Source organism: Actinoplanes aureus (genome assembly GCF_015704865.1).
Classification (GTDB): Bacteria; Actinomycetota; Actinomycetes; order Mycobacteriales; family Micromonosporaceae; genus Actinoplanes; species Actinoplanes aureus.
Genome location: NZ_JADQTO010000039.1, coordinates 17,330 through 35,214, shown reverse-complemented (window position 1 = coordinate 35,214; position 17,885 = coordinate 17,330). Strand labels below are relative to the sequence as shown.

The following is a 17,885-nucleotide window of genomic DNA, read 5'->3' as shown; positions in this document are numbered from 1 at the left end:
CGGGCGTAGGCCCGCCCGGCCAAACTAAGCCGCCCAGGCGACCAACCGCCCACCATCGGCCGCCACGGGTCGACGCTAGAGAGCCTTCGTGGTCAGGGCCTTATCCGGCCCAACATGGGTGCTGTCTGGCGGCCGTTGAGACAGCAGTGAGCTTAGGCCAAGCAAGATCACCGCATGAGGAACCTGACCACGGAAGCGATTCTGCTGATGGTCGTCGCGGGTCTGGTGTGGGCGCCGAGCCCGGCCCAGGCCGAACCGGGCGTGGTCGTGCTCCAGCCCTACACCGTTCCCGGCGGCACGCCGCCGTGTCCTTACAAGTACTTCTGCGTCTACGAGAACGCGTTCAACGACAGCCGCGGCGCGGGCCGGGGACTGGCCTTCTACCGGTGCTACGTGCAGTACAACCTGGGCCACTACAGCTACCCGGACTTCATCCTGGTCGGCGAGCGGCCCGGCCCCGAGTGGAACGACCGGATCAGCTCGGTACGCAACAACCAGATTCCGGCCGCGGCGGACGGCATGCTGCTCGAGTGGTGGGATCGCTGGCGGATCGCCTTCCTCATCAACTCCGGCAACTCCGCGCCGCACCTGCGCGAATACGGCCTCAACGACGTCGTTGACGGAGTGATGGCCTGCTAAAGGCCGGTGGATCAGGCGTGCGGGCCGACCGTGACCGGGCCGAGGGTCAGCACCGGACGGCCCTCCAGGATCTCGCCGAGCCGCTGCACCTGGTGATCCAGTTCGGCCAACCGCGCCGGGCTGAGCGGGTCGAGCGGCTCGACGGTCACCGCGATCCGGGTCCCGGAGCGGCGCTGGTGCCACACCCCCGCCACTACCCCGTCGACCAGCAGCACCGGGTAGTTCCCAGCCTGCCCACCGGCGAGCGCCCGCTTCGCCGCCGGGCCGGGGAACAGCAGCTCGCGGGGGCGGCCGCCGACCGCGTACCCGTCGAAGTACGGCAGCAGCCGCACGCCCGCCGGCGGCGGGAGGGCCGGCGGGCCGGGATCGTCGGCGTTCTCCCAGGCGGTCACGCCCTGCACCGTCACCGGGCGCAGGGCGTCGCCGAGAGAGGTGAACAGCGAGGCCGCCCAAGCCGGTGGCGCCGCGAGCCACTGGGCGAAGTTCGGTGCGGTCGCCGGCCCGTACGCATGCAGGTATTGCCGGACCAGCCAGCCGAGCGCGGCCTCACCGCCCGCCGGGCGGAAGCCCGGCAGCCAGCGGCCCGGGCCGGTGTAGGTGACCTTGCGGCCCCGGCCCGGCCCGAAGCACATGGCCCCGCGGTGCATCGCCACGTCCATCGCGTGGTACCAGCGCGGCCACACCGTCTGGAAGCCCTCCATCACCGGGTCGGCCGCCCAGCCACCGACCCGGTCGGCGAGGGCCGCGGTGAGCTCGTCGGCGGTCAGCTCCGCGTCCTCGAGGACGGCCGCGATGCCGGCGACGACCTGGTCGGCCTGTTCGACGTCCAGTCCAGCCGGGTCTGCCCGGGTGAACCGGCCGGTCGGCACCGCCGACAGCGCGCCGCACCACAGCGGCAGGTCCGCGGCGGGAAGCAGATGGACGGTGCCGCGTACGCCGCGCGTCTTGATCAGGCTCTTCTCGGTCCAGACCGCGTCCCGGACGGTGGAGCGGGTGGCGGCCGCGGTGCGCATCGCGATGGAGATCTCGGCCGCGGACATCACCTGGGCGTGCGCTCCGCACATGACGCGGGCGGCATCGACCGGGCGGGCGTCCGGGTCCGGAACGGCGAGCAGATGCCGGGCCAGCCGCCGGGCGCACACCGCGTTCCAGGACAGCCGGGCGGGCGCGCTCACGCGGCCGAGCCTATCGGCACCGGGCGGCGGGCGAACCGGGGAACGACGGGCGCCGCGTAGTCTGGGGCGGGTGGACATCGCAGCGCCGCCGATCACCTTCGGCAACCGTTTCGCCCAGGAGCTCCCCGAGCTGACGGTCTCCTGGCGGGCCGAGAAGTTCCCCGAACCCCGCCTCCTGGTCCTGGACGAGACGCTCGCCCGGGACCTCGGCCTCGATCCCGGCTGGCTCGCGAGCGCGGAGGGCGTACGTCTGCTGATCGGAGAAAGCGTGCCGCCCGGCGCGCAGCCGGTGGCGCAGGCCTACGCCGGGCATCAGTTCGGCGGCTACTCACCGCGGCTCGGTGACGGGCGCGCGCTGCTGCTCGGCGAACTCACCGACAGTGCCGGCGGGCTGCGCGACGTGCACCTCAAGGGTTCCGGCCGCACGCCGTTCGCGCGTGGCGGCGACGGGCTGGCCGCGGTCGGGCCGATGCTGCGGGAGTACGTGATCAGCCGCGCCATGCACGCTCTCGGCATCCCCACCACCCGGTCGCTCGCGGTAATCGGCACCGGCGGCACGGTGTACCGGGAGACGGCGCTGCCCGGCGCCGTGCTGGTCCGGGTCGCCGCCAGTCACCTGCGGGTCGGCAGCTTCCAGTACGCGCGGGCGATCGGCGACCCGGACCTGCTGCGGCGCCTCGCCGACCACGCGATCGCCCGGCATCACCCGGACGCGGACTCCTACCTGGGATTGTTCGAGGCGGTCGTGACCGCGCAGGCGTCGCTGATCGCCCGGTGGATGCTGGTCGGCTTCATCCACGGCGTGATGAACACCGACAACATGACCATCTCGGGCGAGACCATCGACTACGGTCCGTGCGCGTTCCTCGACGCCTTCGACCCGGCGACGGTGTACAGCTCGATCGACCACGCGGGACGGTACTCGTATCGCAACCAGCCGATCATCGCGGAGTGGAACCTGGCTCGCCTCGCCGAGGCGCTGCTACCGCTGATCCACGACGACAAGGAGCAGGCGGTCGCGCTGGCGACCTCGGCGCTGGAGCGGTTCCGGCCGCAATACCAGCAGGCCTGGGTGTCGGGGATGCTCGCCAAGCTCGGCCTGCCCGCGGACGCGGACGGCGGGGAGCTGATCGACGAGATGGTCGCCGCGATGCAGGCGGCGAAGGTCGATCACACGTCGTTCTTCCGAGAGCTCGCGGCCGCTGGTCGCGGTTCGGCGCCCGCACCGATGGCTGACGGCTGGATGGCACGCTGGCGGGCGCTCGGCCCGGACCTGGACGCGATGGACCGGGTGAACCCGATCTTCATTCCGCGCAACCATCTCGTCGAGGAGGCGCTGGCCGCCGCCACCGCCGGCGACCTCGAGCCGGTGAACCGGCTGGTCGAGGTGGTGAGCGCGCCGTTCAGCGAGCGGCCGGGCCTGGAGCGCTATGCCGAGCCCGCTCCGCGCGAGTTCTGCGACGGCTTCCAGACCTTCTGCGGGACCTGACCCGGACCCGATGCGGAGTGATCCTTTGCGATTTTTGTCCCACTTGCGTGGGATAAACCGAAGGGCTAATTGCGCATCGTGCTGAAAACGGGACTTCGGAGACTCGTCCCGGTCGATCAAAAACCGGCTCCGACCTGGGCATGATCATCCATGAGGGCCGTCCACAGACCATGGTGAGCGCGCGATGCATGCCCCTGCGGCCGGTATAACCTACCCCGGCGACCGGCGCGGATTGACCGAGAAGGCACGGCCGTCAGCAAACCCGCGCACTAGCAAGAGTGAATACATCGTCCGATCTTGACCGGAATCCACTACGGTCCATAGGCATACGACTAGCCGAGGTTCTCCATTGATCACGCCGCACCGCGCCACCGACAACGAGACCGAGCTGATCTCGTTGGCCGGTTACAGCCTCGGCGACCTTCGAGCGGACCGGAGCCGCGAACTCGCCGCCGCGGTCCGCGTCGTCCTCCACCAGGTCGAACGCCCACGGACCAACCTCGGCGGCGGGGGTCCGCCCGGGCGCGCCGACTGAAGTCTCCTGATCCCGCAACCGCACGTCCCGCCACCTAACCAGGAGCAACCGACACTCGTGGTCCCCACCGACGACGACTTGGTCAACAGGCCCCGGCACATCACTCTGCCCGACAGTGCTTTCGCGGAACTCGCCTCCGGCGGCGGCTCCGCCGAGGTGGTCCGGTCGTTGTGGGCGAGCGAGCACAGCCGGCGGCTGGTCATGCTGCGCGCGTTCCTCGATGCGGTCGACGAGGATCCGAGAACGACGACCGGCCCGCTCACTCCGATCGGCGAGGCGTGGCAGGCGTTGGAGCGCGCGGAGCAACGCGACCCGGACGCGGTGGCCGCGGTGCTGAGGCATCCACAGGTCGGTTCCTGGCTCGCCTACACGCTGCGACGCCATCGCGGCGGCGCTCCCGGGTCGGCTCCGGCCTATCAGGACTTCGGGCAGCTTCACGCGCTCGCCCTCGCGGCGTCCGCGGCCACCCGGCAGCCCTACACCACCACCGTTCCACTGCGGTCCGGGCGCGTCATGGTGCCGCTGTTCGGCATGGCCAGGTTCGACGACTGCGACGAGTGGGCGACCGCCGAGGCCGGCACCGAGGACGGCCGCATCTGGCTGCGCCGCGACGGCCGGACCATCTCCGTCCCGGCTCCCGGCGTCGACGGCGAGGGCTGGTGGGCGCTGCGGCAGCTGACCGTCGGTGACGACGTCCGCCTCACCGTCTGGCTCGACGATCTCGACCCGATGCGTGATCTCGCCGATCCGGTGCCCCCGGCGCGGCTCGGCCCGGTCGCGTTCCAGCGCTGGGCAGACCTGCTGCGGGACGCCTGGGCCGTACTGGTGGAGCATCACCGGCCGCTCGCCGAGGCGCTCGCCGCCGGGGTGACCTCGCTGGTGCCCCTCCCGGTCGGCGACGGCTGGGACACGCGGAGCGCTTCGACCGGTGACGCCTTCGGCGCGATCATGTGTTCGCCGCCGCCCGACCCGGTCACCCTGGCCGTCTCCCTCGCGCACGAGTTCATGCACATCAAGCTCGGCGGCCTGATGCACCTCTTCACCATGACCCACGGCTCCGGTCAGCCCCGCCTGTACGCACCGTGGCGCGACGACCCTCGCCCGGCGGGCGGCCTGCTCCAGGGGATCTACGCGTTCTTCGGCATCGCCGAGTTCTGGCGTGCACAGCGGTCGGTCACCGGCGGTCCGCTCAGCGACTTCGAGTACGCGTACGCCGCGGGCCAGACCGCCGAAGGGCTCCGCACCGCCCTGGACGCCGGCGATCTGACCGAGCACGGCCGCCGCGTCGCCGAGACGCTCGCCGGGCGGCTGCGCGACTGGTCCGGTGACGAACTCGACGAGGACGCCCGGCGGATCGCGCGACTGGTCGCGGACGGGCACCGGGCCGGCTGGCGGATCCGGCACTGCCACCCCCGACCGGCCGACGTCGAAGCCCTGGTCACCGCCTGGGAGACCGGTTCCGGTGAGCAGCTGGACCTCGGCCCGTCCGATGTCCAGCCCGACCCGGAGATGCGGCACTGGTCGGCCGCCCGCCTCGGCCTGGGCCGCCGCCGCCTGATCGCCCCGGACTGTTACGCGCAGGCTCGCGAGGAGGACTGGGGTGCGGCGCTGACCGACGCCGACCTCGCGCTCTTCGCGGGTGATCCGGCCAAGGCCGCCACCGGCTTCGCCGAGGAGATCGACCGCGATCCCGAGTCCACCGACGCCTGGACCGGTCTCGGTCTGGCGCTGCAAGCGGACGCGATGGCGCCGGCCCGGGCCGCCACCGCCCTGCTGGAGCGGCCCGAGGTGGTGCTCGCCGTCTACCGCAACGTCCGCAGCGATCGTTCGCCGACCGAGGTCGCCTCCTGGGTGGGCATGCACTTGTCCCAAGATCGGTAGCATTTCCGCGAATTCGCCCGCCCCGCGCCCACTATCCGTGGATATACCGATTCAGCGATACTGACGTCACCGTTTGTTCACGGCCGGACGGAGCGGGGCGTGTTGAAGTGGGATGACGCCGGCGAGGGTCTGCCATTGATCACCGAGTATCAACAACTCAAGATCGAACAGGCACACCGGATAGGTACGCGCGACAATCTCATGTACGCGACCCTGGCATCCATAGCGGCCGTGGCAGTCGGCGCATATCAGGCACGCATCGCCGATCTTCTTCTGCTGCTGCCTCCGGGCTGCGTGATCCTGGGCTGGACCTACCTGGTCAACGATCAGAAGATCTCGGCGATCGGCCGGTACATCCGGCTCGACCTGGGGCCGCGCGTGACGGAATTGGTGGGCAGCAAGACACCGGTCTTCGGATGGGAGAGCAACCATCGTTCCGACCGCCGGCGGCGAAGCCGGAAGATCATCCAACTCGGCGCCGACCTGATGACATTCTGTGTTCCCGGTTTGATCGCCATTGCCGCCCGATTGACGATCGCATCCAGCTCGATCTTGACAATGGTAATAGTGGCGGTCGAGATTACGCTGGTGGTAATCCTCGGGACCCAGATCGTCGTCAATGCCGATCTCGCCCGGGACCGACCATGGAGTGCAGCCGATGACGACCTCCTCCCCGCCACACGAGACGCTGCCCGCTGATCGGGACGTGCGGCCGCACGAGGTGACCGTCGGCATCCTCACCGCACTCCCGACCGAATTGCACGCCATGGCCGCCCTCATCGACGAGGTGCGGCGCCACCGTGAGCCCGGCGACCCCAACCTCTACCGGGTGGGCACCCTGCCGAGCAGTGATCCGCGCCGCCCGCACCGGGTCGCGCTGCTGGCGCTGCCCCGCGACGGCACCCAGCGAGCCGCCACGCACTGCGCCAACATGCTGCGCACCTTCCCGAACCTGCAGACCGTGATCATGACCGGGATCGCCGGTGGCATCCCGCGGCGCAACCAGCCGGGGCGACACGTACGGCTCGGCGACATCGTGGTGGCCTTCGACGGCATCGTGAACTACCGCAGCGTCCGGCAGGAGGACGGCACCACCCGGCTGCGTGGCCGGCAGGGCGCCGGGCTGATCTCCAACTGGCTGCTGCAGGCGGCCGGCGAGCTGCGAGTCGAGGAGGAGGACGGTGACCGCCGGTGGGAACGCTGGCTGGACCCGGATCGTACGGAACAGGCCCGCGCGTTCCCCCGTCCCCCGGCGGACTCGGACGTCCTCTACGTTCGCCGCACCCCCACCGAACACCCGCCCCGCCCGCGCTCCGGTCCGCCCGACGACAGGCCGCGCGTCCACTACGGAGTGATCGGCTCCGGCGACGTCCTCATGGTCGACGAGGACTTCCGCGACGAGCTGGCCCAGGAATACCCGGACATGCGTGCCATCGAGATGGAGGGCTCCGGGATCGCCACCAGCACGGCGGCGATCGACAAGACCTGGTTCATGGTTCGCGGCGTGGTCGACTACTGCGAGCTGACCGGCAAGAACGACGTGTGGCACGCGTATGCCGCCTATGCGGCGGCGTCCTACGTCCGGACGCTGCTCGAGACAGCGCCACCGGTGGGCAACGCCGCGCCGGTGATCAGCCCGCGGCCCCTGGTGGGTGCCGACGAGCAGAAGCGACTGGACAGCCTGCTCGGCCGGGTACCGCCCGAGCTGGAGGTGGGACCGGTGTGGCAGGCGGCCGTGCCGCACATGCCGGAGGCGCCGGCCGAGGTGCTGAACACCCCGGCGCAGGGCTTCCACAGCCTCGCCCGGCTCAACGCGGACCCGTCGTCGGGCCTGCACCCGGCGATGCTCTTCCTCGCGCGCCTGAGCCAGACCCTGCGCGACAGCGATCCCGGGCTCGCCGCCGAGCTGTGGGACTGGGTCATCGGGCGTACCGACGCGACCGCCAGCAGCGAGGCCCTGCGCTCGCGGCTGAGTCCCGGGTCCGGTCCACCGGCGCACCGCCCCCGGACCGGACCCTTGTTGCTCATCGAGATGGACGTCGACGGGATCGACCGGAACCTGTGCCGGATCACGCCGTACCTGCAAGGGATGGCCGGCCACTGGGGGCCGCGGCCGGAGAAGGACACTCAGGTGCCGCTTCGTGACGCCGAGGCGGTCGCCGCCGCGGTGAGTGAGATGGTCGCCGACGCCGAGCGGGTCTGGGCCGAGGCGGGATCGTCGGGTTCCGCCGGCATCGAGTTCGTCCTGCCCGCCGGCCTGCTCAACCTCCCGGTGCAGTGGTACCCCGCATCGCCCCGGTTGGGCCAGGTGCAGCCGCTCTGCATCCGGTACCCGGTGGCCGTCCGCAGCCTGGAACGGATGCGCGAGCCCGGCGGCACCCGCTTCGAGTGGGTCAACCGCTGGGAGCGCCTGGATCGGCAGCCGTTCACCGGCGAGGTGCTCTGGGGTGTCCGCTACCAGGACAAACCCACGACACCGGAGGCCTGGTCGGCGGGTCTGAGCGGCGACGACCGGTACGTCGTGGTGGTGCTGAGCGAGTCACCGGACACCGAGCTGGGCCGCCAGGAGCTGTTCGCCGCCCTCGCCGCCGGTGTTCCGGTGATCCTCTGGGACCAGCGGCTGCGGCAACCGCCCGACGGCGTCACCGACGGCCTGCGCCGGCTCATCGCCGAGCCGCCGCTGCTGCCGACGCAGACCCGGGCGATCCGCGTCGAGGCGCAGCGTCTGGCGGCGGAGAAGCCGGACCACTACGGCCGCACCGTCGCGCTTCTGTGGGACGACCCGAACCGGGTGGTCCCGGCGGGGAGGGCAGGATCATGACAGATGAGCTCGCGGCCGAACTCCGGCGTCTCGCGGAACCCGCCGGGACCCTGGCGCTGGTGGTGGACGACAGCCGGCCCATGCGCGTGTGGACGCCTACCGTGACCGCCTTCCGTGACCTGGCGGACCGTGCCTTCACGGAGGTCAGCTCCTACAGCCTGGCGCTCTTCCGGGGCGCCGGTGGCCTCGGCCGGCCGGACGGCGAACTGATCATCCTGCTCACCGACGGCCTCGACGTCTTCTGGACCGAGCGCGGCGCCGCCATGCTGCTCCAAGCCTGGGGCCGCGCGGTGCCGGTGGCCATCGTCGACCCGTATCCCCAGGAGCGCTGGCACCGCAGCCACCTGACCCACCGCCTGCTCCAGCTGTCCACGCCGCGGCCGATGGCACCCAACGCGGAGCTGCGGATCCGCGAACCCGCGAAGTGGACTAGCCCGTTCGACGATCCGCTCCGGGACACCGCGGTGGCGATACCCCTGCTCGAGATGACGCCGCGATGGCTGCGCTGGTGGGCCGCGCTGGTGGCGGGCGACACGCCGGACTGGCTCGACGCCGTGGTGCACATCCCGGACCCGGAGCGATCCCCCGGCACCGCGCGGCCGCCCACGATCGATCCGCTGGACGCGGACCCGCAGGACCTGGTCTCCCGGTTCCGCGCCGAGGCGTCGGCGCAGGCGTTCCGCCTCGCCACCCACGTCGCCGCGGCGCCGCTCGATCTGGACGCGCTGCGCGCGGTGCAGTCCGGGCTCGCACCCGACTCCCAGCCGGCACACCTGGCCGAGGTGGTGACCAGTCCCCTGCTCGTGGCGCCGGGCGTCGGCGACGAGCTGCACTTCCGCAGCGGGGTACGGGAGGCGCTGCTGGCCTGCGCGGCCCGGGCCGACACGGTACGCGTGATCGAAGCGCTGGCCGGCTTCTACGGCGAGCGTTCGCCCGAGACCCGGAACCTGCTGCACGCCCTCGCCGACCCGGACCGGGCCGGCGACACGGCGGTGACTGCCGCGACGCTCCCCTTCGCCGAACTCGAGCTCTCCGTGCTCCGTGCCCTGTCCGGGCCGTACGCGTCGCGCGCCGTCCGCCTCCAGGAACGGATCGACCAGCTCACCGCGACCACACCGGTGGAACACGAGATGCCGCCGACGGCCACGCCGTTGCCGCCACGGGCGACGCTGCGGCGCCTGTCGCCGGTGCCCGGCGACTCCGGCCTCCCGGCCTCGATCGACGCGCTGTTGCAGCCGGAGGCGGAGGCGGCGATCTGGGGCAATCTGCCGCCCCGCAACGGCGACTTCACCGGCCGCGACGAGCTGCTCGAGTCGCTGGACCGGCGCCTGCGGCAACAGCAGGTCACCGCGGTGCTCCCGCAGGCGCTGCACGGCATGGGCGGTGTCGGCAAGTCGCAGATCGCCACCGAGTACGCGTACCGCCACCGGGCCGACTACGACGTGGTCTGGTTCGTGCCGGCCGAACAGCCGACCCAGATCCTGCGAGCGCTGATCGAGCTCGGCGGCCGGCTGGGCCTGGACATCGGTCAGGAGGCGAACACCGCCGTACCGGCCGTGCAGCAGGCGTTGCAGGCGGGTGTGCCGTACCCGAACTGGCTTTTGATCTTTGACAACGCCGAGACCATCGACACCGTGCGGCCCTACCTGCCGCAGGGCGGCACCGGCAAGGTGCTGGTCACCTCCCGCAACGAGGAGTGGACCCGGATCGCGGACTCGCTGGAGATCGGCGTCTTCAGCCGGGACGAGAGCGTCACTCTGCTGCGCAAGCGCAACCCGGATCTGTCCGACGCCGAGGCCGACCGGCTCGCCGGCGTTCTCGACGACCTGCCCCTGGCCATCGGCCAGGCCGCGGCCTGGCTCGCCACCACCGGTATGCCGGTCGACGAGTACGTCCACCTGCTGATCAGCAAACGCGCCGAACTGTCCGCGCTGGAGCACCCCGCCGAGTACGAGGTGACCGTCGCGGCCGCCTGGACCGTGGCCCTCGAGCGGCTGAGCGTGGAGAACCCGGTGGCCCTGCAACTGTTGCAGGCCTGCTCGTTCATGGCACCGGAGCCGATCTCCCGTGAGCTCTTCCTCGGCCCGCGGAACGTGAACATCTCGCCGGAGATGGACGCCACGCTGCAGAACCCGAACCGCCTGAACCGCGCCCTGCGCGAGATCGAACGGTACGGCCTGGCCCGGATGGACTACCGGGAGCAGACGATCCAGCTGCACCGGCTGGTCCGGACCGTGGTGATCGACCAGCTCTCCGCCGCGGAGCAGGAGACCATGCGGCACGCCGCGCACCTGCTGCTGGCCGGCGGCAACCCGGGCAACCCGAGCGGCGCGGCACAGTGGCCGCGTTTCCACGCGCTGCTCCCGCACGTCCTCGCCACCGACATCATCGGTTGCGAGGACGACTGGGCCCGGCAGCTCGCCATCGACATCATCGAGTTCCAGTACTTCTGGGGCGATCAGAACGGCTGCCGGGAGCTGGCGTCCGAGGTGGTCGGTAGGTGGACCGAGATGCTGCACCCCGAGGATCCGCAGATCCTCAAGGCCGCCCGCTGGCTAGGGCACGTCGTCTGGGTGTCGGGCGGCTTCGAGGAGGCCGCGAAGATCAACGCCGACTGCCTCACCAAGCTCCGCCGGGCCAACGGCCCGGATGACGAGGACACCCTGGACGCGATGAGTCTGGTGGCCGCCGACCTCCGGGCGGCCGGCGAGTTCTCCGCCGCGGTCGAGCTGGACCGGGAGGCGTACGAGATCTCCCTGCGCGTCTTCGGGCCGGACTACCCGCACACGCTGAGCGCGGCGCACGCCCTCGGCGTCAGCCTCCGCGCCCACGGTGACTTCCAGGCCGCCCTGCGGCGCGACGTCGACACCGTCCGGCGCCGTGTCGAGGTCCTCGGCGCGGATCACGCCCTCACCCTGCTCACCCAGAACGGCCTCACCCTCGACCTGCGCGAATGCGGCGAGTATCTGGAGGCCAACCGGCAGCAGGAGATCCTCTACGAGCGGATCCACCGCATCCTCGGCAACAGCCATCACTACACCCTCATGGCGGCCCGCAACCTGGCCGTCTCAAGGCGGCGCGCGGGTGAGCACGACAGAGCCCGCAAGCTCGCCCTGGACACCCTGAACGAGCTGCGTCGGCGCTTCGGCGAGCTGAACCCGGAGACCATCGCCTGCGCCCTCAACTACGCCGTCGACCTGCGCGAGAACGATCAGCTGGCCGAGTCGTACGAGCTGGCCGAGCAGACCTGGCGGGAGTACCGCGAGACGCTCGGCCCGGAGCACCCCTACACGCTCTACGCCCGGACGAACCTGGGCATCGTGCTCCGCCTGCTGGGACAGGTCAGCACTGCTCGCGATCACGACGAGACCGCCTATCAGGGGCTGCGGGGCCGGCTGGGCGAGGAGCACGTACTGACCCTCACCTGCGCCACCAACCTGGCCAGCGACCTGGCGGCGCAGGGTGACCACGCCACCGCCCACGTTCTCGACGCCGACACCCTGCATCGCTCGGAACGTCTGCTCGGCGGTGATCACCCGTCCACGCTCGCCTGTTCGCTCAACCTCGCCTTCGACCTGATCGCTCTCGGCCGCACGCGGGACGGGCAACAGCGCTTCGACTCGGTCGTCGACGCGTACCGCCGCGTGCTCGGCTCCGACCATCCGGCGATCGTCGCGGCGCTCGCCGGTGAGCGCGCGAACTGCGACGTCGACCCCATGCCGCTGTAAACCTCAGGCGCGCATCACCGTGGCGATCGGAATACCCGCCGCGCGCAACGCCGGGATGAAGCCACCGAGCACGCCCGCGACGATGCCCGCGATGATGCCGGCCACCCCCGCGTCCCACGGGAACTGCACGCCCTGCAACAGCGGCTCCCGGCTGCCGAGCACCATCGAGACGACCTTGAGGCCGGCGACGCCCACCCCGATCGCGGCGGCCGCGGTGAGCAGCCCGGTCAGCATCGTCTCGGCGAGCACGATGCCGGCCAGCAGCAACCTCGGGGTGCCGACCGCGCGGCGCAGCGCGAACTCCTCGACCCGCTCGCCGACCGTGGCCAGGCCGACGTTGAGGATGCCGGCGACACCGATCAGCAGGACCAGCCCGGCCATCGAGAGGAAGACCAGGCGCATCAGCTTGAGCTGGTCCTCCATCTGCTTGCGGGACTCGGTCAGGTTGGCGTACGACTCGATGCCGGCGCCGCGCAGCTTGGCGGTGAGCACCTGCTCGACCGCACTGCCCTTGGTGGTCATGACCTGGAGCGGCATGCCCATGTTCGGATCGCTCATGCTGGCGGCCGGCAGCCAGTTGGTCAGCTCGTCGTGCCGGACGTAGGCGCGCGGCTGCACGTCCCCGTCGTTGACCACGCCGACGATCTGCGGGGTCATGTTCGCCTTCGCGCCGTTGACCCGCATCTCAGCCGGGACCTGGTGGTTCTGGAAGCCCTTCGCGGCCTCCTCGTTGATCACCAGGCGCGGTGACATCGAGGGAACCGTGGAGAAGTCGAGCCACGCCCCGGAGACGTGCCGCAGCGGGCGGTACGTCATCAGATCGCCGGTGACCGCGGTCAACGCCACCTCGATGGCCTCACCGGTCGGCGGCCCGGGCACGCAGTTGCCGCTGTCGTCGCAGATGTCCGTGGTGCCCCAGCTGCCCTGGTCGAACGGCGCGGCCCCGGGGTTGATCGGGCTGACCCCGGGCTCACCGATGATCGCCTGGGTGGCGATCAGGGCGACCGCGTCGCTGCCCTTCACCGTCTCGGTGACGATGGCCGGGGACTTCTCGTGCGGCATCACGTCGATGATCAGGGTGCCGTCGTACCCGGAACGCAGCTCGAGGTCGGACATCAGGGCGCGTTCGGCGATGCTTGCGCCGGCCTGGACGGTGACCACGGCGAGCACACCGAGAAAAAGGCTGATCATGGAGAGCAGGGTGCGCAGCTTGCGGGCCCGGATGCCCTGGACGCCGATGATCAGCGCGGACCGGTAACTGCCGGAAAGCCTTCTCATACCGGCACCCGCTCGGTCAGCACCCCGTCGACGAGGCTCATCGTGCGGCCCATCCGGGCGGCGTGGTCCCGGTCGTGGGTGACCAGCACCAGGCTGCACCCGCGGTGCGTCGCGGAGAGCAGGGCCTCGATCACCGCGGTGCCGGTCTCGGTGTCCAGGGCGCCGGTCGGTTCGTCGGCGAGAAGGATCCGCGGGTCGCGTACGAGCGCCCGGGCGATCGCCACCCGCTGCTGCTCGCCGCCGGACATCCGGGTCGGCCGGTTCTTCGCCAGGTGAGCGATGCCGACCTGGTCGAGGGCTTCCAGGACGCGGGCGCGCCGCTGCCGGCGGGGCAGCCAGCCCTGGCCGTTGACCAGCGCCATCGCCACGTTCTGCGCCGCGGTCAGGTGCTTGAGCAGGAAGAACCGCTGGAACACGAACCCGAAGTGCGAGCTGCGCAGCTTGGCCGCCTTGCGTTCCGGCAGCCGGCTGATGTCCTGCCCGTCCAGCACGTAGGTGCCCTGGTCCGGGCGGTCGAACAGGCCGAGGATGCTGAGCAGGGTGCTCTTGCCGGAGCCGGAGCGGCCGACGATCGCCACGCTCTGCCCGGGGTGCACGGTGAGGTCGACGCCGTCCAGGATCGTCCGGGGCTCCTCCTGCCCCTTCAGGATCCGGGTGATGCCGGCGAGTTCGATGATCGGCTGGGTCATCCGTTGGACCCCGGCTGCGGCTCCTTCGCCGGGTCGGCGGCCGGCAGGTTCGGGCCCGGTACGGCGATGGACTCGTCGCCGGTCAGCCCCTTCTTGATCTGGACGACCTTGCCGTCGGTCAGCCCGAGCACCACGTCCACCGTCTTGCGGGTCTGGTCCGGGCCGACCACGTCGACCTTGCCCTTGCCCTGGGTGCCGGCGACCGCCTCGACCGGCAGCACCAGCACGTCGTCGGCCTTGTCGGTGATGACGTCCAGGGTGACCGCCGCCCCGTTGATCAGCTTGACGTTCTTCGGGGCCGTGCAGACCAGCTGAATCCCAGTCGCCTCGGAGCCCTCGGGAACGGACTGCGGCTGCTCCTCCGGCGTCTTCGGCTGCACCGGGGCGCCGGACGCCCCGGCGGCCGGGGACGGCGGGGGCGGCTCCGGGATGGTCCCGGCCGGCAGGGCGGCGATGGTGCCGCGCGCCTTGCACTTGAACGGCCCCGGCCCGTTCTTGATCTGAGCCTGCACCGACGTGACCGCGCCGGAGATCCGGTACGCCTGGGCGCTGTCGATGTCGGCCACGATCGCGTAGCCGGCGTGCCGGGCGGACACGATCGGCATGCCCTCGGTGACGGTCGCCCGGTCGTTCATCAGCCGGCCGGCCATCGTCGAGTTCTTCGGGATGGTCACCTCGTGCGGGTGGCCGTCCTGCCACACCGTGGCCACCCACACCGGCTCGGACGCGGGCGACGTCGACGGCTGCCGCTGCACGTAGCGCACCTCGCCGTCGACCGGCGAGACGATCCCGAACACCGGGTTGATCTCCACCTTGCCGCTGAGGCTGATCTGGTTGCTCAGATCCTGCCGGGTGGGCTTCACGGTGGTCAGCACCGTGCCGCGCTCCCCCAGCTCCGGCGTCTCCACCTTCTCGTCGCTGGAGCCGCAGCCGGCCAGCAGTACGGCCGCTGATATCACCGCCCCGGCCCGGACCAGCCTGCGTCGATTCACGGTTACCTCTTCCCCGTCACGTCACGAAACCGCCCGGACACGCAGAGATGATCTCGAATGGCCGGTGCGGCGGAGGAGACGGTACAGGTTCGGCGCAACCCCGTCCTAGTCGGCGGTCACTCTCTTCTCCGGGCGCCGCCGGCGGTCCCGGACCCAGATGACGGCCGGCTTGCCGTCGCCCGTGTCGCGCCGTTCGATCTCGAACAGGCCGATGGCGGTGACCAGGCCGCCCAGCTTCGGATAGCCGTAGTTGCGCGGGTCGAAGTCGGACCGCTGCTTGGTGATGATGTGCCCGACCGCGGCCAGCGGCGCCCACCCGTCGTCGCCGGAGGCCGCCTCCACCGCGGTCCGGATCAGGTTCATCAGGCTGGTGTCGCCGCGCAGCTGGCTCGGGCTCGGCACCGGGCTCTCCACCGGCGCGATCTCGACCGGCTCGGCCAGGTTCTCGGTGTAGATGAACTTGTCGCACGCGGCTACGAACGGTTTGGGGGTCTTGCGCTCGCCGAACCCGTAGACGGTCAGCCCGGACTCCCGGATCCGCGACGCCAGCCGGGTGAAGTCACTGTCGCTGGAGACGATGCAGAACCCGTCGAACCGCCCGGTGTACAGCAGATCCATCGCGTCGATGATCATCGCCGCGTCGGTCGCGTTCTTCCCCACGGTGTAGGAGAACTGCTGGATCGGCTGGATCGACTGCGCCAGCAGCTGCTCCTTCCAGGAGCGCAGACTCGTCCCGGTCCAGTCCCCGTAGGCCCGTTTGACGTGCGCGGTCCCGAACTTGGCCACCTCCGCGAGCAGGCCTTCCACGATCGCCGCCTGGGCGTTGTCCGCGTCGATCAGGACGGCGAGCTTCGCCGAGATGTCGTTTGCCATCGGGACATTATCTGGGCACGTCCCCGGCCGGGCGAGCCGGTCACCCTCCGGCTCGGCTTCGAACCCCTTCCCGGTACGCGTACCGGCCGCCCCCGAACCAGCGGCCGTCCCGCCGCGACAGCGCGGCCAGCGCACGTTCCAGGCCCCAGCGCGACCGCCGGGAAACAGCGACCGGAGAGCTTCAGCCGGCCCGGAGGCGACGGACCCGCTGCCAGCCCCAGAAGATCAGGCCGTGGATGGCCACGTTCACGACCGTGGCCATCACGAGCCAGCCCTCGGAGAAGTCGACGGCCGGGTCGGTGAGTGCGGGCAGGCTCCACGGCAGGCTCAGGAACAGCAGCGGAATGAGCACCGGAAGCATGAGGACCCCGTCCTCCGGCCCGTCCGCGACCGCGGTGAACTCCCGCCGCACCACCACGAAGAGGATCACGGCAACCAGGGCCACGACGGCGTGGGTGACGACGAGCCACCATCCGAGAGTCTTCCGCACGCCGGCATCGTAAGGGTTCGATCCGGCGTCATGGCGACCCGAGCAGTTGCCGGATCCCGTGGAGCGGCCGATAGCCGAGGGCCTCCCCGGCGGCGCTCGAGTCGTAGACGCGGTCGAGGGCTCGGGGCAACGGCAGGCCGCGGTCGCGGAAGGCGGCGACCAGCTCCGGGGCGCGCCTGGCGAGCAGGGCGGGCGCATCCCGATGTACGGCCACGCAGTCGTCCCGGGTGAACGGGTACGGCCCGGCGATGTTGAAGGTGCCGGCGCCCCGGGAGACGGCGAGCACCGCGGCCGCCGCGACGTCGGACAGCGCCACCGCGCGATGCAACAGGTGTGCGGCGAGCACCGGCAGCGGTTCCGGGAAGCAGCGGGCGATCCGCAGCGTGACACCGCGCCCGGCGACCAGTTCCTCGGCGGCCAGTTTCGTCTCGTCGTAGATGTCCCTCGGCCGCGGCTCGACCGTCTCGTCCACCCACACCGCCCGGTCGACCGGCACGAGCGCGTGGCCGTACACGCTGGTGCTGCTGATGTAGACGAAGCGAGCCGCCGGAGCCTCCCGCAGGAGAGCCCCGGTCACGTCCACGTTGACCGCCCGGAACTCCTCGTCCGGAACCCGGCCCACGTGCGGCGCGTGCAGCGCGGCGGAGTGCACCACCACGCCGGCGCCGCGCAGCAGCTCCCGCCGCACCGCCGGATCACGCAGATCACCGACGACCGTCGTCCATCGGCCCGGCACGCGGTCGGCGCCGCGCACCACCCGGCCGGCGTCGTGCAGGGCCGCCGCGATCGCCGCGCCGACCAGCCCGGACGTGCCGGTGACGGCGACTAAGGATCGGTTTTCCTCGTCCACGCCGAGGTATCCTCCCAGCCCATCCGGTCGATCTGCGACCAGTTATCGGACCGGGTCAACCTGAGGTGAAGGTTGAGGCTCAACCTCAAGTCGAGGTTGAGGGTCGGCCGCCGGCGGCCCCGATGGGGGCGTCGGCGACACCGCTGTACCCGCTCAGTCCGTGCTCCTCGGCGATGGCCAGGATGTCCGGCAGATGGTCGAGGAACCGCACCGGGAGGGTCAGCAGCACATACTTCGCGATGTCTTCGGGCTGCTCGTCCAGGTCGTACGGTGACGGCTCCAGGACGTCCACGATGTCCGGCCACCGCTCGATCAGCACCTCCCGGAACCTGCGGACCGCGTCGCTCGGCTCGAGTGCCGTGGTGTCGCCCTCGGCGAGCGCGTCGAAGATCTCCCCCGGCTCGCCGGCGGCACCCGCCCAGAAGGCGAAGTCACTGCTCATTGC

The 17,885-nt window shown here is 71.1% G+C and carries 15 protein-coding genes; 7 read left to right on the top strand and 8 right to left on the bottom strand.

All coding sequences use genetic code 11. The features are described 5' to 3' along the window. The first annotated feature begins 174 nt into the window (after positions 1-174). A complete protein-coding gene (locus I4J89_RS44405; protein WP_196420259.1) occupies positions 175-639 on the top strand; it encodes a hypothetical protein in 465 nt (154 codons plus the stop codon). Positions 640-650: 11 nt separating this feature from the next. Here the strand turns inward: I4J89_RS44405 and I4J89_RS44400 are convergent, their stop codons facing one another. Then, positions 651-1,814 carry a winged helix DNA-binding domain-containing protein gene (locus I4J89_RS44400; RefSeq protein ID WP_196420294.1) on the bottom strand — a complete coding sequence of 388 codons (1,164 nt, stop codon included), beginning with the start codon at positions 1,812-1,814 and terminating at the stop codon, positions 651-653. A gap of 70 nt (positions 1,815-1,884) precedes the next feature. Between I4J89_RS44400 and I4J89_RS44395 the strand changes: the two genes are divergently transcribed. The 6 genes from I4J89_RS44395 (at position 1,885) to fxsT (ending at position 12,268) form a co-directional block, all read left to right on the top strand. Further along, positions 1,885-3,303 (top strand): protein adenylyltransferase SelO, encoded by a 1,419-nt coding sequence (locus I4J89_RS44395; protein WP_309238757.1) that lies wholly within the window; start codon positions 1,885-1,887, stop codon positions 3,301-3,303. A gap of 349 nt (positions 3,304-3,652) precedes the next feature. Further along, on the top strand, positions 3,653-3,838 hold the full coding sequence (locus I4J89_RS44390) for a hypothetical protein (RefSeq protein ID WP_196420257.1): 186 nt from the start codon (positions 3,653-3,655) through the stop codon (positions 3,836-3,838). 57 nt (positions 3,839-3,895) lie between these two features. After that, a complete protein-coding gene (locus tag I4J89_RS51860; protein ID WP_196420256.1) occupies positions 3,896-5,719 on the top strand; it encodes an HEXXH motif domain-containing protein in 1,824 nt (607 codons plus the stop codon). Positions 5,720-5,818: 99 nt separating this feature from the next. Next, the gene (locus tag I4J89_RS44380) at positions 5,819-6,418 is read left to right on the top strand and encodes a hypothetical protein (RefSeq protein ID WP_230860648.1); all 600 of its coding nucleotides are present in this window, start codon (positions 5,819-5,821) and stop codon (positions 6,416-6,418) included. Next, entirely contained in the window at positions 6,378-8,540 is a 2,163-nt protein-coding gene (locus I4J89_RS44375; RefSeq protein ID WP_196420255.1) for a VMAP-C domain-containing protein, read from the top strand. The genes I4J89_RS44380 and I4J89_RS44375 overlap by 41 nt, the downstream gene beginning before the upstream one ends. Further along, on the top strand, positions 8,537-12,268 hold the full coding sequence (fxsT, locus tag I4J89_RS44370) for an FxSxx-COOH system tetratricopeptide repeat protein (RefSeq protein WP_196420254.1): 3,732 nt from the start codon (positions 8,537-8,539) through the stop codon (positions 12,266-12,268). Before I4J89_RS44375 ends, fxsT begins: the two co-directional genes overlap by 4 nt. A 3-nt stretch (positions 12,269-12,271) precedes the next feature. Here the strand turns inward: fxsT and I4J89_RS44365 are convergent, their stop codons facing one another. The 7 genes from I4J89_RS44365 to I4J89_RS44335 all read right to left on the bottom strand — a co-directional run bounded on the left by I4J89_RS44365 (position 12,272) and on the right by I4J89_RS44335 (position 17,882). Further along, positions 12,272-13,546 carry an ABC transporter permease gene (locus I4J89_RS44365; RefSeq protein WP_196420253.1) on the bottom strand — a complete coding sequence of 425 codons (1,275 nt, stop codon included), beginning with the start codon at positions 13,544-13,546 and terminating at the stop codon, positions 12,272-12,274. After that, positions 13,543-14,235, bottom strand: a complete 693-nt coding sequence (locus I4J89_RS44360) for an ABC transporter ATP-binding protein (protein WP_196420252.1) — start codon at positions 14,233-14,235, stop codon at positions 13,543-13,545. The genes I4J89_RS44365 and I4J89_RS44360 overlap by 4 nt, the downstream gene beginning before the upstream one ends. After that, positions 14,232-15,227 carry an efflux RND transporter periplasmic adaptor subunit gene (locus tag I4J89_RS44355; RefSeq protein WP_196420251.1) on the bottom strand — a complete coding sequence of 332 codons (996 nt, stop codon included), beginning with the start codon at positions 15,225-15,227 and terminating at the stop codon, positions 14,232-14,234. The genes I4J89_RS44360 and I4J89_RS44355 overlap by 4 nt, the downstream gene beginning before the upstream one ends. Before the next feature lie 105 nt (positions 15,228-15,332). Continuing rightward, positions 15,333-16,100 (bottom strand): NYN domain-containing protein, encoded by a 768-nt coding sequence (locus I4J89_RS44350; RefSeq protein WP_196420250.1) that lies wholly within the window; start codon positions 16,098-16,100, stop codon positions 15,333-15,335. A gap of 181 nt (positions 16,101-16,281) precedes the next feature. Next, positions 16,282-16,590: a hypothetical protein gene (locus I4J89_RS44345; protein WP_196420249.1), complete on the bottom strand. Its 309-nt coding sequence runs from the start codon at positions 16,588-16,590 to the stop codon at positions 16,282-16,284. Between the two features lie 28 nt (positions 16,591-16,618). Continuing rightward, positions 16,619-17,440 carry an NAD-dependent epimerase/dehydratase family protein gene (locus I4J89_RS44340; protein ID WP_196420248.1) on the bottom strand — a complete coding sequence of 274 codons (822 nt, stop codon included), beginning with the start codon at positions 17,438-17,440 and terminating at the stop codon, positions 16,619-16,621. A gap of 85 nt (positions 17,441-17,525) precedes the next feature. Further along, positions 17,526-17,882 carry a hypothetical protein gene (locus I4J89_RS44335; protein WP_196420247.1) on the bottom strand — a complete coding sequence of 119 codons (357 nt, stop codon included), beginning with the start codon at positions 17,880-17,882 and terminating at the stop codon, positions 17,526-17,528. Positions 17,883-17,885: the final 3 nt, after the last annotated feature.

Coding starts and splice junctions, on each gene's coding strand:
- I4J89_RS44360 (WP_196420252.1), bottom strand. CDS start 14,235: ATGACCCAGCCGATCATCGAACTCGCCGGCATCACCCGGATCCTGAAG.
- I4J89_RS44350 (WP_196420250.1), bottom strand. CDS start 16,100: ATGGCAAACGACATCTCGGCGAAGCTCGCCGTCCTGATCGACGCGGAC.
- I4J89_RS44365 (WP_196420253.1), bottom strand. CDS start 13,546: ATGAGAAGGCTTTCCGGCAGTTACCGGTCCGCGCTGATCATCGGCGTC.
- fxsT (WP_196420254.1), top strand. CDS start 8,537: ATGACAGATGAGCTCGCGGCCGAACTCCGGCGTCTCGCGGAACCCGCC.
- I4J89_RS44335 (WP_196420247.1), bottom strand. CDS start 17,882: ATGAGCAGTGACTTCGCCTTCTGGGCGGGTGCCGCCGGCGAGCCGGGG.
- I4J89_RS44375 (WP_196420255.1), top strand. CDS start 6,378: ATGACGACCTCCTCCCCGCCACACGAGACGCTGCCCGCTGATCGGGAC.
- I4J89_RS44405 (WP_196420259.1), top strand. CDS start 175: ATGAGGAACCTGACCACGGAAGCGATTCTGCTGATGGTCGTCGCGGGT.